Annotated in this window: 10 protein-coding genes and 1 pseudogene; 4 read left to right on the top strand and 7 right to left on the bottom strand. The window is 67.6% G+C overall.

Going from position 1 to position 12123, the window contains the following annotated elements; all coding sequences use genetic code 11:
- Positions 1 to 136: 136 nt before the first annotated feature.
- From ACPXB3_RS21950 to ACPXB3_RS21935, 4 genes are all read right to left on the bottom strand, one after another.
- On the bottom strand, positions 137 to 1561 hold the full coding sequence (locus tag ACPXB3_RS21950; protein ID WP_425704672.1) for an aldehyde dehydrogenase family protein: 1425 nt from the start codon (positions 1559 to 1561) through the stop codon (positions 137 to 139).
- Between the two features lie 225 nt (positions 1562 to 1786).
- Positions 1787 to 3259, bottom strand: a complete 1473-nt coding sequence (locus tag ACPXB3_RS21945) for a DEAD/DEAH box helicase (RefSeq protein WP_425704671.1) — start codon at positions 3257 to 3259, stop codon at positions 1787 to 1789.
- A gap of 321 nt (positions 3260 to 3580) precedes the next feature.
- Positions 3581 to 3817 carry a hypothetical protein gene (locus ACPXB3_RS21940; protein ID WP_425704670.1) on the bottom strand — a complete coding sequence of 79 codons (237 nt, stop codon included), beginning with the start codon at positions 3815 to 3817 and terminating at the stop codon, positions 3581 to 3583.
- A 48-nt stretch (positions 3818 to 3865) separates the two neighbouring features.
- Positions 3866 to 5389, bottom strand: coding sequence for an alkaline phosphatase family protein (locus ACPXB3_RS21935; RefSeq protein ID WP_425704835.1), 1524 nt, complete (start codon positions 5387 to 5389; stop codon positions 3866 to 3868).
- 220 nt (positions 5390 to 5609) lie between these two features.
- On the opposite strand from ACPXB3_RS21935, the gene ACPXB3_RS21930 reads away from it, so the two are divergent.
- From ACPXB3_RS21930 to ACPXB3_RS21920, 3 genes are all read left to right on the top strand, one after another.
- Positions 5610 to 7064, top strand: coding sequence for a dihydrolipoyl dehydrogenase family protein (locus ACPXB3_RS21930; RefSeq protein WP_425704669.1), 1455 nt, complete (start codon positions 5610 to 5612; stop codon positions 7062 to 7064).
- Between the two features lie 92 nt (positions 7065 to 7156).
- On the top strand, positions 7157 to 7597 hold the full coding sequence (locus ACPXB3_RS21925; protein WP_425704668.1) for a MarR family winged helix-turn-helix transcriptional regulator: 441 nt from the start codon (positions 7157 to 7159) through the stop codon (positions 7595 to 7597).
- The gene (locus ACPXB3_RS21920; protein WP_425704667.1) at positions 7594 to 9390 is read left to right on the top strand and encodes an MFS transporter; all 1797 of its coding nucleotides are present in this window, start codon (positions 7594 to 7596) and stop codon (positions 9388 to 9390) included. The genes ACPXB3_RS21925 and ACPXB3_RS21920 overlap by 4 nt, the downstream gene beginning before the upstream one ends.
- Here the strand turns inward: ACPXB3_RS21920 and ACPXB3_RS21915 are convergent.
- From ACPXB3_RS21915 to ACPXB3_RS21905, 3 genes are all read right to left on the bottom strand, one after another.
- Positions 9315 to 9950, bottom strand: a complete 636-nt coding sequence (locus ACPXB3_RS21915; RefSeq protein ID WP_425704666.1) for a GPR1/FUN34/YaaH family transporter — start codon at positions 9948 to 9950, stop codon at positions 9315 to 9317. The genes ACPXB3_RS21920 and ACPXB3_RS21915 overlap by 76 nt on opposite strands.
- Before the next feature lie 203 nt (positions 9951 to 10153).
- Positions 10154 to 10606 carry a cyanase gene (gene cynS / locus ACPXB3_RS21910; protein WP_425704665.1) on the bottom strand — a complete coding sequence of 151 codons (453 nt, stop codon included), beginning with the start codon at positions 10604 to 10606 and terminating at the stop codon, positions 10154 to 10156.
- Between the two features lie 85 nt (positions 10607 to 10691).
- Positions 10692 to 11159 carry a nitroreductase/quinone reductase family protein gene (locus tag ACPXB3_RS21905; RefSeq protein WP_425704664.1) on the bottom strand — a complete coding sequence of 156 codons (468 nt, stop codon included), beginning with the start codon at positions 11157 to 11159 and terminating at the stop codon, positions 10692 to 10694.
- A 134-nt stretch (positions 11160 to 11293) separates the two neighbouring features.
- Between ACPXB3_RS21905 and ACPXB3_RS21900 the strand changes: the two are divergent.
- Positions 11294 to 12123: pseudogene (locus ACPXB3_RS21900) on the top strand (HNH endonuclease); the annotation flags it as partial.

Raw genomic sequence — 12123 nt, 5'->3', positions numbered from 1 at the left:
TGTGGACCAAGACCGCCGAAGAGATACTCGAATCCCTCGGCAGACTTCTAAAACGAATTAACGGCGCGGGACACTAGGAGATCGGGCCGTCCCGTCCGCACAGTGCGGACGGGACGGCCCGGGCCTGCAGCGCTTGTCAGGCGCCATATCCGAGAAGGGATTTCACCTCGAGGAACTCGTCGAAGGCGTAGTCGCTCCACTCGCGGCCGTTACCGCTCTGCTTGTAGCCGCCGAACGGTGCCGACGGGTCGAGTTGCGCGCCGTTGAGCGAGATCGAACCCGCACGGATGCGGGCGCCGACCTCGCGCACCTTCTCGGTGTCCTTGCCGGAGACGTAGCCGGCCAATCCGTAGTCGGTGTCGTTGGCGATCGTGACCGCGTCATCGAGATCCTGGTAGCCGATGAGCACGAGCACCGGCCCGAACACCTCGGTACGAGCGATCTCCATGTCGTTGGTGACATCGCGGAACACCGTGGGGCGCACGTAATATCCGGTCGGCAGATCGTCGGGACGGCCGGGACCGCCGAAGATCGGGGCGGCGCCGTCGTCGATGGCCCGCTCGATCAGTCCCTGGATCTTGTCGAACTGCGCCTCGGACACCACCGGGCCGAGTCGGACGTCACCGGACGGATCACCGACGGTCAGCTTCGGCTCGACCGAGCGGGCCGCGTCGGCGGCCTCGTCGAGCCGGGCGGCCGGGACCAGCATCCGGGTCGGCGCATTGCACGACTGCCCGGAGTTCACCATCATCGACGCCACCCCGCCCGCGACGTTGGCGGCGAGGTCCTCGTCGTCGAGAATGATGTTGGGGCTCTTGCCGCCGAGTTCCTGGGCGACGCGCTTGACGGTCGGTGCCGCGTTCCGCGCGACCTCGACCCCCGCACGGGTGGAACCGGTGAACGAGACCATGTCGATCCCCGGGTGCGCCGACAATGCCGATCCGACACCCGGGCCGTCGCCGTTGACCAGATTGAACACCCCGGCGGGAACGCCTGCCGCATCGAAGATCTCGGCGACGATCGCAGCCGAGAACGGTGCCACCTCGGAGGGTTTGAGAACCATCGTGCAGCCGGTGGCCAGCGCCGGCGCCACCTTGCACATGACCTGATTGAGCGGCCAGTTCCAGGGCGTGATGAAACCACACACGCCGATCGGCTCCTTGACGATGCGCGAGGTGCCGCGGTCCTGCGCGAACGAGTAGTTCGGCAGTGCCTGCGCCGCGGCCATCAAGTGGCCCAGCCCAATGGGTACCTGCGCGTTCTTCGCGAGGAAGTCCGGTGCGCCCATCTCCTCGGTGACCGCGGCGGCCAGATCGTCCATCCGCTTCTGATATTCGGCGATGACCGCGTTGAGCACGCCGACACGTTCGTCGACCGAGGTGGTGCCCCAGGTGGTGAACGCGCGCCGGGCCGCGTCGACAGCGGCATCGACGTCGGCGGCGGAGCCGAGGGCGACCTGTCCGGCCGACTTCTCCGTCGCCGGATTGATCACGTCGGTGACGTTGAGTTCGGCGGGTTCGACCCACTGGCCGTCGATGTAGAACTTGGTGATCTCGCGCATGTGTCCTCCGTCTCGAGAGGTGACGCCGTCCCGGGATGTGGCGCCACGTCTGTGTTCCACAACACACTATGCCCGACGAGCGATAGCCGAGCGAGCAGTCGGTAATCGCCGAGGCGGATGGGCGCGGACAGGCGAGGAGCCGCACGAACGCAAAGGCCCGACCGACGCCATGAGTGGTGACTCATGGCGCCGACCGGGCCTTGACCGGATCAGCGTGTGATCAGATCAGCGTGCCGAGGAGGTCGTGTGCCGGGTGGCGGCCCGGCCGTTGCCGTTGCGGCCGTTGCCACCGCGATTACCGGTGGACCGGGATGCGCCGTTGCCCTCGGGATGTCCGGTCGAGGACCGGTGGCCGCCGCCGGAGCGACCGCGCGAACCCTGGCCGCCCGCCGACTGCTCATCGCGCTGACGTCCGCTGTGCTGACGTCCATTGGGTGCGCCACCGCGGTTGCGGCCGCCGGTCTGGCCACCGGAGCGGCGCGGACCCCGTGCCGGGCGCTGCGATGCGGGCTGCTCGGGCGCCGGGGTGACGTGGGCGGCCCGCTCGCCGACGAGTGCGTCGACGGCGGCCGACGTTGCGTCGACGCGCTGCGGGGTCACCGTGATCTTGGCCTTGTGCAGCAGCGTGCGCAGGTCGCGGCGCTGCTCGGGCAGGCAGATGGTGACGACGTCACCGGCATTGCCCGCACGCGCGGTGCGGCCGGACCGGTGCAGGTAGGCCTTGTGCTCGGCCGGCGGGTCCACATGCACCACCAGCTCGATGTCGTCGACGTGGACACCACGGGCGGCGACGTCGGTGGCGACGAGTACCCGGACCGAGCCGTTGCCGAAGGCGGCGAGGCTGCGGTCACGCTGTGCCTGGCTGAGGTTGCCGTGCAGGTCGACGGCGGGGATGCCGTCGGCGGTCAGCTTCTTGGCGAGCTTCTTGGCCTGGTGCTTGGTGCGGGTGAACAGGATTCGGCGTCCGACACCCGAGGCGAGGGTGTTGATCAGCGCGGTCTTGTCGCCGGCGCCGGCAACCTCGAACACGTGGTGGGTCATCTGCTCGACCGGCGACGACGAGTCGTCGACGGAGTGCATCACCGGATTGTGCAGGAAGCGCTTGACGAGTTTGTCGACACCGTTGTCGAGGGTGGCAGAGAACAGCAGGCGCTGTCCGTCGGCGGGAGTGGCGGCGAGGATGCGGGTGACCGCGGGCAAGAAGCCGAGGTCGGCCATGTGATCGGCCTCGTCGAGCACGGTGACCTCTACGTCATCGAGGCGCACAATACGTTGCTGCACAAGGTCTTCGAGGCGCCCGGGGCAGGCGACGACGATGTCGGCACCGCGACGCATCGCATCTTCCTGGCGCTTTTGGCTGACGCCGCCGAAGATCGTGGTGACGCGCAGGCCGAGCGCCGCCGCGAGGGGTTCGATGGCGGTCGCGATCTGGGTGGCCAGCTCGCGGGTGGGTGCCAGGACGAGTCCGGTGGGGGCGCCCGGCTTGCGGGTGACGTCCATCTCGGACAGGCCGGCGACCAGCGGGATCGCGAAGGCCAGCGTCTTGCCGGAGCCGGTACGGCCGCGGCCGAGAACGTCGGCGCCGTCGAGGGTGTCGGGCAGGGTGTCGGACTGGATGGGGAAGGCCTCGGTTTTGCCGTCGGCGGCGAGGACATCGACGAGTGCGGATGGCACGCCGAGGGATTCGAATGTGGCCATGGAGGGTGCCTTTCGGGCAGGTCTCACGGCACAGGGATCATCCACGTCCGCGAGATCGGTGGCGAAGGCGCGGGCTCGCGCATTCGTTCGCCGTATGAAGTGGAGTGATCGAGGCGGTGCTCCTGGCCCGGAGGGTCATCGGTGTGATGGCCCCGGTGGCCCATCGGTGCGATGGCCGGGCGGCTCCGCCGAAAACAGTCGTTCTACGACGTCTGACACCGCACAGGGCGGGTCATTCGTTGTCCAACCTTACACGTTCACGCCGCGGACGGGCGAAACGTGGCGCGGCTCACTGATTCCCGAGGGCCAGACCCGAGGGGCTCAGGCGACGCTGCTCAGCACGGCGGCGATCACTCCGGCGATGGTGAGCACACCGACGATCACCGCGCAGGTGATGGCCAGGCGTCGCCGGCCGCGCTGTGCGGCGCTGATCGCGAGACCGACGCCGATCAGGATCGCCGCGGCGTACACGGAGATACCGATGGTGAGCCCGGCGACTGCCGAATCGCTCAACGCCAGCACCGCGGCGGGGCGGCCGGGGTCACGTGCACCGATCATGTGCCGAGTACATCACGCGCCGGGATGTCGACCACCGCCGGAACCCGGTCAGCCGGTCGGCGCCCGGCGGGTGCCGGGCTGCTGGCGCGGCATGCTGTTGGGCGGGACCGGATACGGGGTTCCGCGTCCGGCCGTTCCGGCGGCGATGTTCGGTCCACATTGCACGAGGGCGTTCTGTGCGGCCGGGTTCGGGTCGCCGAAGTGCGGCCGGGTGGTGTCGGGCCGGCTGCCGAAGTCGAATGCCGAGGTCATGTCGCCGGCGGTGGCCCGGCGCCATGCGGTCAGGTTCGGCACGTCGACACCGAACCGTTTCTCGATCAGCCGCAACTGCGAGGTGTGGTCGAAGGTCTCCGAGGCGACCAGCCCGCCCCGGCTGTAGGGCGAGATCACAAAGCAGGGGACGCGGTAGCCCAGTCCGATCGGTCCGCGGATGCCCTTCGACGAGGAGACGCGGCCGAGGTCGGGGACGCTGACGTACTCGCCGGGGGTTCCCGGTGGTGCGGTCGGCGGGGTGACGTGGTCGAAGAAGCCGCCGTTCTCGTCGTAGCTGATGATCAGTGCGGTCTTCTCCCACACCGCCGGGTTGGAGGTGAGGATGTCGAGCAGTTGCACGATGCCGACGGCACCGAGCGCCGCGGGCAGCGCCGGGTGCTCGCATTCCATGGCAGGCGGGATCACCCACGAGACCTTGGGTAGCCGGCCGGCCTTGACGTCGGCGGCGAAGTCGTTGGGGTAGGTCGGGTCGATACCGCGTTTGGCCAGTTCGGAATTCGGGTTCTGTGCCTGCTTGAAGCAGCCCATCATGCCGTCGAGGATCACCGAGGAGACCGGACCGAAATCCTTGTTGTTGTAGATCTTCCAGCTGACGCCCGCGTCGCGCAGGTTTTCCGGCATGGTGCGCCAGGAATACTCGAATTTCGGTATGAGCGTGGGGGTTTCGAGCAGCGGACCACCGTGTCGCCCCTCCGGGTCGAGGGAGGCGCTCATCCAGTAGAGGCGATTGGGGTCGGTGGGCCCGAGGACCGAACAGTGGTAGCCGTCGCACAGGGTGAATGCCTCGGCCAGCGACCGGTGCACGGGGATGTCCTCGCGTTCGTAGTACCCCATCAGCGCCGGGGCGTTGTCGGGTCCGACCGAGGCGATCGACATCGGCAGCCAGCCGTCGTTGCGGCCACCGTTCCATGCGCGGTGCAGGCCGGCCCACGTGTGGTCGGGATCGTTGATGCACTCGCCGTCGAGGTTGGCATCGGTGGTGGTGTCGAGGCGGAACGGCATGGTGTAGCCGTTGGGTGTCGGGCCCTTGCCCGGCGCCCAGCCGTGCTGCTTCCACACCTGCGAGGACTCACCGAAACCCCTTACGCCGGAATAGGTTCCGAAGTAGTGGTCGAACGACCGGTTTTCCTGCATGAACAGCACGATGTGTTCGATGTCCGACAGTGATCCGGAGCCGCCGGGATCGGCCGAGGCGTAGGCCTTGTCGATGATCGGAGCGGCCCACGAGGTGAGGAGCGCCCCGCCGCCGGTGGCGGCGACCCGCCGCAAGAATTCCCGTCGATCCAATCCGGCAAACATCGATGAACTCACATCTCCTCGTCGCAACTTCGGCCGGGACAGCAGCGAGCGCCCCGAAGTGACCGGGCGACTGTAGGGGACGCATACGAACAGCTGGTGAACCCCACGTGACGCCGGAATCTTGCGAGCACATTAGCGTCCTCGGGGCGTGGCCGGAGCCGTCCGCCGGTAATGCGGCGGATGTCGGGTTGCGTGGCGTGATGGCGCCTACGGTGGAGGAATGACCACAGCAGACACCTATGACGTCCTGGTGATCGGTGCCGGTCCGGCCGGCGAGAACGCCGCCGACTATGCGATTGCCGGTAGCGACCGCACCGCGGCCATCATCGAACACGAATTGGTCGGCGGCGAATGCTCGTATTGGGCGTGTATGCCCAGCAAGGCATTGCTGGGCGCGGGCGCCGCGCTCGACGCCGCCGAAGGTCTGCCGGGCGCTCGTCCCGCCGTCGCGTCGACGGCGCCGGATCGGGCGGCATTGCTGCGCTGGCGAGACGAATTCACCTCACATCGCGATGATGGTTCGCAGGTGAAGTGGGCGTCGTCGGCCGGTATCGACGTCATCCGGGGGCAGGGCCGGATCGTCGGCGAGCGTGAGGTCGAGGTCGTCGACACCAATGGTCCGCGGCGGATTCGCGCCCGCGAGGCGGTCGTGTTGGCCACCGGCAGCACCGCGACCATCCCGCCGATCCCCGGGCTGGCCGACGCCCGGCCGTGGACCTCCCGCGACGCCACCAACATGGTCGACCTGCCGGGCCGGGTCGCGATCCTCGGCGGCGGCGTGGTGGCCTGCGAGGCCGCGACCTGGCTGGCCGACCTCGGCGCCTCGGTCACCCTCGTCGTGCGCGGATCGGGTCTGCTCGCGAACATGGAACCCTTCGCAGGTGAGCTGGTCGCCGAATGTCTGCGGGATCGCGGGGTGGGCATCCGCTTCGGTTCGACCTTTGCCGACGTGACCCGCGCGGACGTCCGGGACACCGGGTACGGCCGCATTCACGGCGGCCCGGTCCGTGCGCGGATCGTCGACCGCGACGACGTGACCGACGAGATCGAGGTCGACGAGATCATCGTCGCCGCGGGCCGCCGGCCCACGACCGCCGACCTCGGACTCGACAGCGTCGGCATCGACGCGTCGCAGCGCCTCGACGTCGACGATCACCTGGCGGTGGCCGGCCGGCCCTGGCTGTATGCCGTGGGCGACGTCAACGGCCGTGCGCCGCTGACGCACATGGGTAAATATCAGGCCCGGGTGGCCGGCGAGGTGATCGCCGCCCGCGCCGACGGCCGCGACCTCGACGACCCGCGCTACCGCGCGACCGCCGATCACGAGGCCGTGCCGCAGGTGGTGTTCACCCGGCCGCAGGTCGGGTTCGTGGGCATCACCGAGCAGGCGGCCCGCGACGGCGGTGTCGACGTGCAGATCTCGGCCCTCGACATCGCGGTCGCCGGGTCGGCGCTGGAGCGTGAACAGTACCGCGGCCACGCGCAACTGGTGATCGATCGGGAGCGGGATGTGCTCGTCGGGGCCACCTTCGTCGGGCCGGGCATCGCCGAGCTCGTGCACTCGGCCACGATCGCGATTGCCGGCCACGTTCGGCTCGCGCAGTTGTGGCATGCCGTCCCCGCGTACCCGACCGTCAGCGAGGTGTGGCTGCGACTGCTCGAACAGGTGCACTGACCGCGCGGCCCTCGCGGCGTTCCGATCATCCGATATGCGAGTGTTGACCGTTTCGTGTCTTTTGATCAACCGAAACTGATCAGTCTAGACTGATGACCATGGTGGATGACGAGATTCTCGACGCCGCATCGGAGCTGCGACTGATAGTGGGCACGATGCTGCGCCGGTTACGGGTGCGACGTCACCCCGACGACCCGAGCGTGTCGGAGACGACGGTGCTGGCCCGCCTGGATCGCGACGGCGAGAGCACCGCCGCCGAACTGGCGCGCCGCGAACAGATCAGCCCGCAGTCGATGGGGGTGACGGTCTCGGCACTGCTCGAGCGTGAACTGGTTGCGCGTGCGCCGGACCCGTCCGATGGGCGGCGGGCGGTGCTGCGGTTGACCGATCAGGGGCGCGCAGTTCTCGGCGATCGGCGCAATCACCGCACGCAGGCCATCGCGGAGGCGATGGCCGCGGTGCTCGACGCCGACGAGGTCCGCACGGTCACTGCGGCTCTGCCTCTCCTCGACCGGGTGGCGCAGGCCCTGTGAGCGCGCCGACAGACGACCGTGCGGTCACCGACGACCCCGGTTACCGGTGGGTGGCGCTGTCGAATACCACTGCGGCGGTGTTCATGTCGGCACTCGACGGATCGATCGTCATCATCTCGCTGCCGGCAATTTTCCGCGGCATCGGACTCGATCCGCTGGCCTCGCAGAACATCGGCTTCCTACTGTGGATGATCATGGGCTATCGCCTGGTGCAGGCGGTGGCGGTCACCACCCTTGGCCGTCTCGGCGACATGTTCGGCCGGGTCCGTATCTACAACGCCGGTTTCGCGGTGTTCACCGTGGCCTCGATTCTGTTGTCCTTCGACCCGTTTCACGCCTCGGGCGCGGCGATCTGGCTGATCGCGTGGCGCCTGTTGCAGGCGCTGGGCGGGTCGATGCTCACCGGCAACTCGGCGGCCATCCTGACCGACGCCTTTCCCCCGGATCGTCGCGGATTCGCCCTGGGCCTCAACCAGGTTGCCGCGCTCGCCGGGCAACTGAGCGGTCTGGTCCTCGGTGGGCTGCTGGCCGCGTGGGACTGGCGGGCGGTGTTCTGGGTGAACGTGCCCGTCGGGGTGTTCTTCACGGTGTGGGCATATCGCAAGCTCCGCGACAACGGTGAACGGCATCCGGGCCGGATCGACTGGTGGGGCAACGGTGCCTTCGCGATCGGGCTGTCGGCGATACTCATCGCGATCACCATCGGGCTGCAGCCCTATGCCGGACACACCATGGGCTGGGCCAATCCGGTCGTCGTGGCCCTGCTCGTCGGGGGCGCCGTGCTGCTCGTCGCCTTTGTGGTGATCGAGAGCCGCGTCGCCGACCCGATGATCGAGTTGTCGCTCTTCCGGATTCGAGCGTTCACGGCTGGGAACTTCGCGGCGTTGTGCGCGTCGCTGTCGCAGGGTGGCCTGCAGTTCGTCCTCATCATCTGGCTGCAGGGCATCTGGTTGCCACTGCACGGGTACGACTATGCCGACACCCCGCTGTGGGCCGGTATCTTCATGCTGCCCTTGACCTGTGGCTTCTTCATCGCCGGCCCGTTGACCGGTGCGCTGTCGGACCGCTTCGGTGCCCGCGGATTCGCCACCGTCGGGATGGTGGTGTTCGGATCGAGCTTCGTCGGGCTGCTGTTCTTGCCGATCGTGTTCCCGTACTGGGCTTTTGCGCTACTCATCGCTCTGAACGGCATCGGCACCGGCATGTTCGCCGCACCCAACACCTCGTCGATCATGGGTAGCGTCCCCGCCCGTTATCGTGGTGTCGCGTCCGGGATGCGTGCGACCTTCCAGAATTCGGGGACCGCACTGTCGATCGGGGTGTTCTTCTCCCTGATGATCGTCGGCTTGTCGGCGCATCTGCCTGCCACCATGTCGGCGGGACTGCAGCAACAGGGGGTGCCCCCCGGTGTCGCCGACAATATCGCGAATCTGCCGCCGGTGGCGTCGCTGTTCTCGGCGCTGTTGGGCGTCAACCCGATCGAGCATCTGTTGGCCGGTGCCGGTGTGCTCGAGCATCTCGGCACCGAGCAGCAGCAGACGCTCACCGGCCACGAGTTCTTCCCGAGCCTGCTGACCGGCCCGTTCCACGACGGCCTGGTGATCGTGTTCCTGGCCTCGATCGGGCTCTCGATCTGCGCGGCGATCGCGTCGGCGCTGAGGGGCCGTCCGGGGGCGCCGAAGTTGACGTCGACGCCGCACGCGGACCCGGCCGGCGGTCAGGAGATGACGGGACGGCCCAGCGGCAGTGGAGAACCACCAGTCGAACTCGACATCGCGTCGAAGAACAGATAGGCACCGACCGCGGCGAACGCGAATACCACCCAACCGGCCACCGTTTGGATGGTGCTGCTGCCCTGCGCGGTCGCGATGAGTACGAGAACCAGGGCGAGATCGACGAGGACGAACAGCAGCGTGAACGCGAACGGCAGTCGCAAGGTGGCCAGGGTCAGCATGATGATCACCACCAGCCACGAGGTGAGAAAGACCTCCTGGGTGGCCACCGCGCTGTCGGTGCCCACGCCGTACCAATTGTGGGTGAGGCCCAGCACGAGTGCGGCGTAGCTCAACCAGAACCCGGCGAAGATGCCGAACACCGATGCGACAGCATTCTGTGCGAGCGACAACGCCCACACGGCCGCGACCAGCTGACCGATTCCGGTGGCGGCCAGGATGATCGGAATCGATGCGCCCACCGCGGACGCCGGCACGAATCCGATCAGGACCATGCCCAATGCGATCGAGCCGACGATGAACGTCGGTACGCCGATGGTTGCCGGATTGCCCAGTGGCGCAGCGGGAGCGGGCTCGGTCGTGGCAATCACGTCGGGAGGAGCGGCGGCAACATCAGTCATGGTCTGTCCTTCGCGAGAATTCGGCATTCGTCGGCGATGCCGGTCGTCAACGTAGGCCTGACGTGCCGGAGATCACAATGATCTGAAAACAAACCTGTTCCGCGACTGGCCGTTCGGTCAGTGGGTCAGTGCACCAGGGGAGCGGCCGCTGCTGACCGAATGGCTCGATCGGGTGATCGTGCAGCCCCGAGGGGCGCGGCGCGTTACCAGCGGTAGTCGAGGAACTTCCCGTCGAAGGTGACGACGACGCGGTCGCCGTCGGGGTCCGGGCGCCGGGAGATGTCGACCTTGAAATTGATGGCACTCATGATGCCGTCGCCGAATTCCTCGTGGATCAGTTCCTTGAGGGCCGGCCCGTAGACGGCCAGGGCCTCGTGGAAGCGATAGATCGTCGGATCCGAGGCGGCCCCGGCGTCGGCGGTCCGGGTCGGTTGGCGCACCAGGGCTTCGACGACGCGATCATCGAGGCCGAGATGCGCGCACAGAGTCACCGCCTTGTCGGCGGGTACCGGATGCTGGCCGAGAAGGGCGGCGACGGTCCACACCAGCGGCGCGTCGATGCGCTCGGCGATGTCGGCCCACGTGAGTCCCTGGCGGATGCGTTCGGCGATGATCAGCTCCGCGGCTTCGGACTTCGGCATGATTCCGGTGGACATGGCTCTCCTCGGTATTCGACTTTTCTCGGTCCGTCCACCATGGCGACCGGAGCGCCGGGTGTCCACCGGAGCGACCGGCCGGCGATCAGCGAGGAGTCAGCAAAAACGTGCGTGCGCCCGCTTGCCATGCGGCGTGCAGATCGTCGGCGTCCGGGGTGCCGTCGGCGCCGACCCGAATCTTGTTGAACTTCGCGAACTGCGCATTGTCACGGCACATCTGCGCGTAGTGCGCGACCACTTCTGGCTCTTCGGTGAACACCTCGACGTCGGCTGTGCGGCGCTTACCCTTCAGCCGTATCTCGATGGGCTCGCCGGTGCGCAGGTTCTTGCCCCACCCGAACGGCGTGCCCAACAGCAGCCGATCGCCCTGACGTTGATACGCCACCGGGATCGTGTAGTGGCGCCCGGACTTTCGGCCCGTGACATAAAGCGTGACGAGCCGCGAGCCGATGCCACGACTGATCCCCGGAGTCGCGAGGAGGGTACGCACCACTCGATTGGCGAGCCCCTGGATCTTCAGGGTGCTCGCACGGTCGGGAGTGCTCGCGGTCACGTCCTCGAGGCTACTCGCGTGAACGTGAACCCGCCCCGTGTCCGGGTATGGTGGCGCGATCGGTAGACATTACTCTCGGAAACCGCGACCGATGTCTGACCGATCCGTCGGGTGATGAGCGTGTGGTGGGGTCGATGTCGGCGATGGATCTGGGGGAGTCGGGCCGGGATTTGTTGCGGCTCAGTCGTCAGGCCGAGGCGCGGGTGGTGGTGGCGGCCGGCGTATTGGGGGAGCGCACCTATCGGGATGTGTTGGCGACGGCACCACCGATTTTTCAGATGATGATGCGGCACAAGGCCGATAAGGCGGCGGTGGCGGAGGTGTCGCTGCAGTTGGGGATTTCGCGGTCGAAGGCCGGTCGGTGGATGTCGTTGGCGGAGTTGCTGGAAGCTGTGCCGACGATTCGGGCGGCCTATCTTGATGGTGAGTTCAGTACGAATCGGGTCGACATCATGGCGCGGGCGGCCTCACGCGCCCCGAAACCATCCGACACCGACGGCACGGATGCTGGGGTGTCGTTTGAGGATGTTGCGCTCGAGTTGGGGTTGCGGGCGTCGACGGATCCGGTGTTGCGTGATCAGCTCGAGGAAGTGTTGATCTCGTTGGATCCGCAGGCCTCGGCGCAGGAGCGTGATGCGTTTGATGAGGCGTTCGCGCAGGTGTCGATCACCAATGATGCGGTTGGGCATGTGAATATCGAGGCGTGTGTGCCCGCCCAGGTGGGGGTGTTTCTGCGGGATCGGATCGCGGCGTTGATCGGGTTGCGGGTGTGTCGTAATGATCGGCGCACGCTCGGACAGCAGCGGGTGGCGGCGTTGGCGGAGTTGACGGGGGTTCCGGGTGCCCGTCTGTCGTGTACGTGTGGTCGGGATGGGTGCGCGCGGGCGGCGAAAGACCCCGACACCGAGCCGGTCGATGAGACTCCGGCCGATGAGACCGCAGCGGAGACCCCGGCGGATGCGGC

The organism is Gordonia sp. DT219 (assembly GCF_049847065.1).
Taxonomy (GTDB): Bacteria; Actinomycetota; Actinomycetes; order Mycobacteriales; family Mycobacteriaceae; genus Gordonia.
This window is presented reverse-complemented; position numbering and strand designations above follow the sequence as displayed.

Excerpts from the sequence above, each read along its gene's own strand:
- ACPXB3_RS21950 (WP_425704672.1), bottom strand. The coding sequence starts at position 1,561 with ATGCGCGAGATCACCAAGTTCTACATCGACGGCCAGTGGGTCGAACCC.
- ACPXB3_RS21945 (WP_425704671.1), bottom strand. The coding sequence starts at position 3,259 with ATGGCCACATTCGAATCCCTCGGCGTGCCATCCGCACTCGTCGATGTC.
- ACPXB3_RS21940 (WP_425704670.1), bottom strand. The coding sequence starts at position 3,817 with ATGATCGGTGCACGTGACCCCGGCCGCCCCGCCGCGGTGCTGGCGTTG.
- ACPXB3_RS21935 (WP_425704835.1), bottom strand. The coding sequence starts at position 5,389 with ATGTTTGCCGGATTGGATCGACGGGAATTCTTGCGGCGGGTCGCCGCC.
- ACPXB3_RS21930 (WP_425704669.1), top strand. The coding sequence starts at position 5,610 with ATGACCACAGCAGACACCTATGACGTCCTGGTGATCGGTGCCGGTCCG.
- ACPXB3_RS21925 (WP_425704668.1), top strand. The coding sequence starts at position 7,157 with ATGACCATGGTGGATGACGAGATTCTCGACGCCGCATCGGAGCTGCGA.
- ACPXB3_RS21915 (WP_425704666.1), bottom strand. The coding sequence starts at position 9,950 with ATGACTGATGTTGCCGCCGCTCCTCCCGACGTGATTGCCACGACCGAG.
- cynS (WP_425704665.1), bottom strand. The coding sequence starts at position 10,606 with ATGTCCACCGGAATCATGCCGAAGTCCGAAGCCGCGGAGCTGATCATC.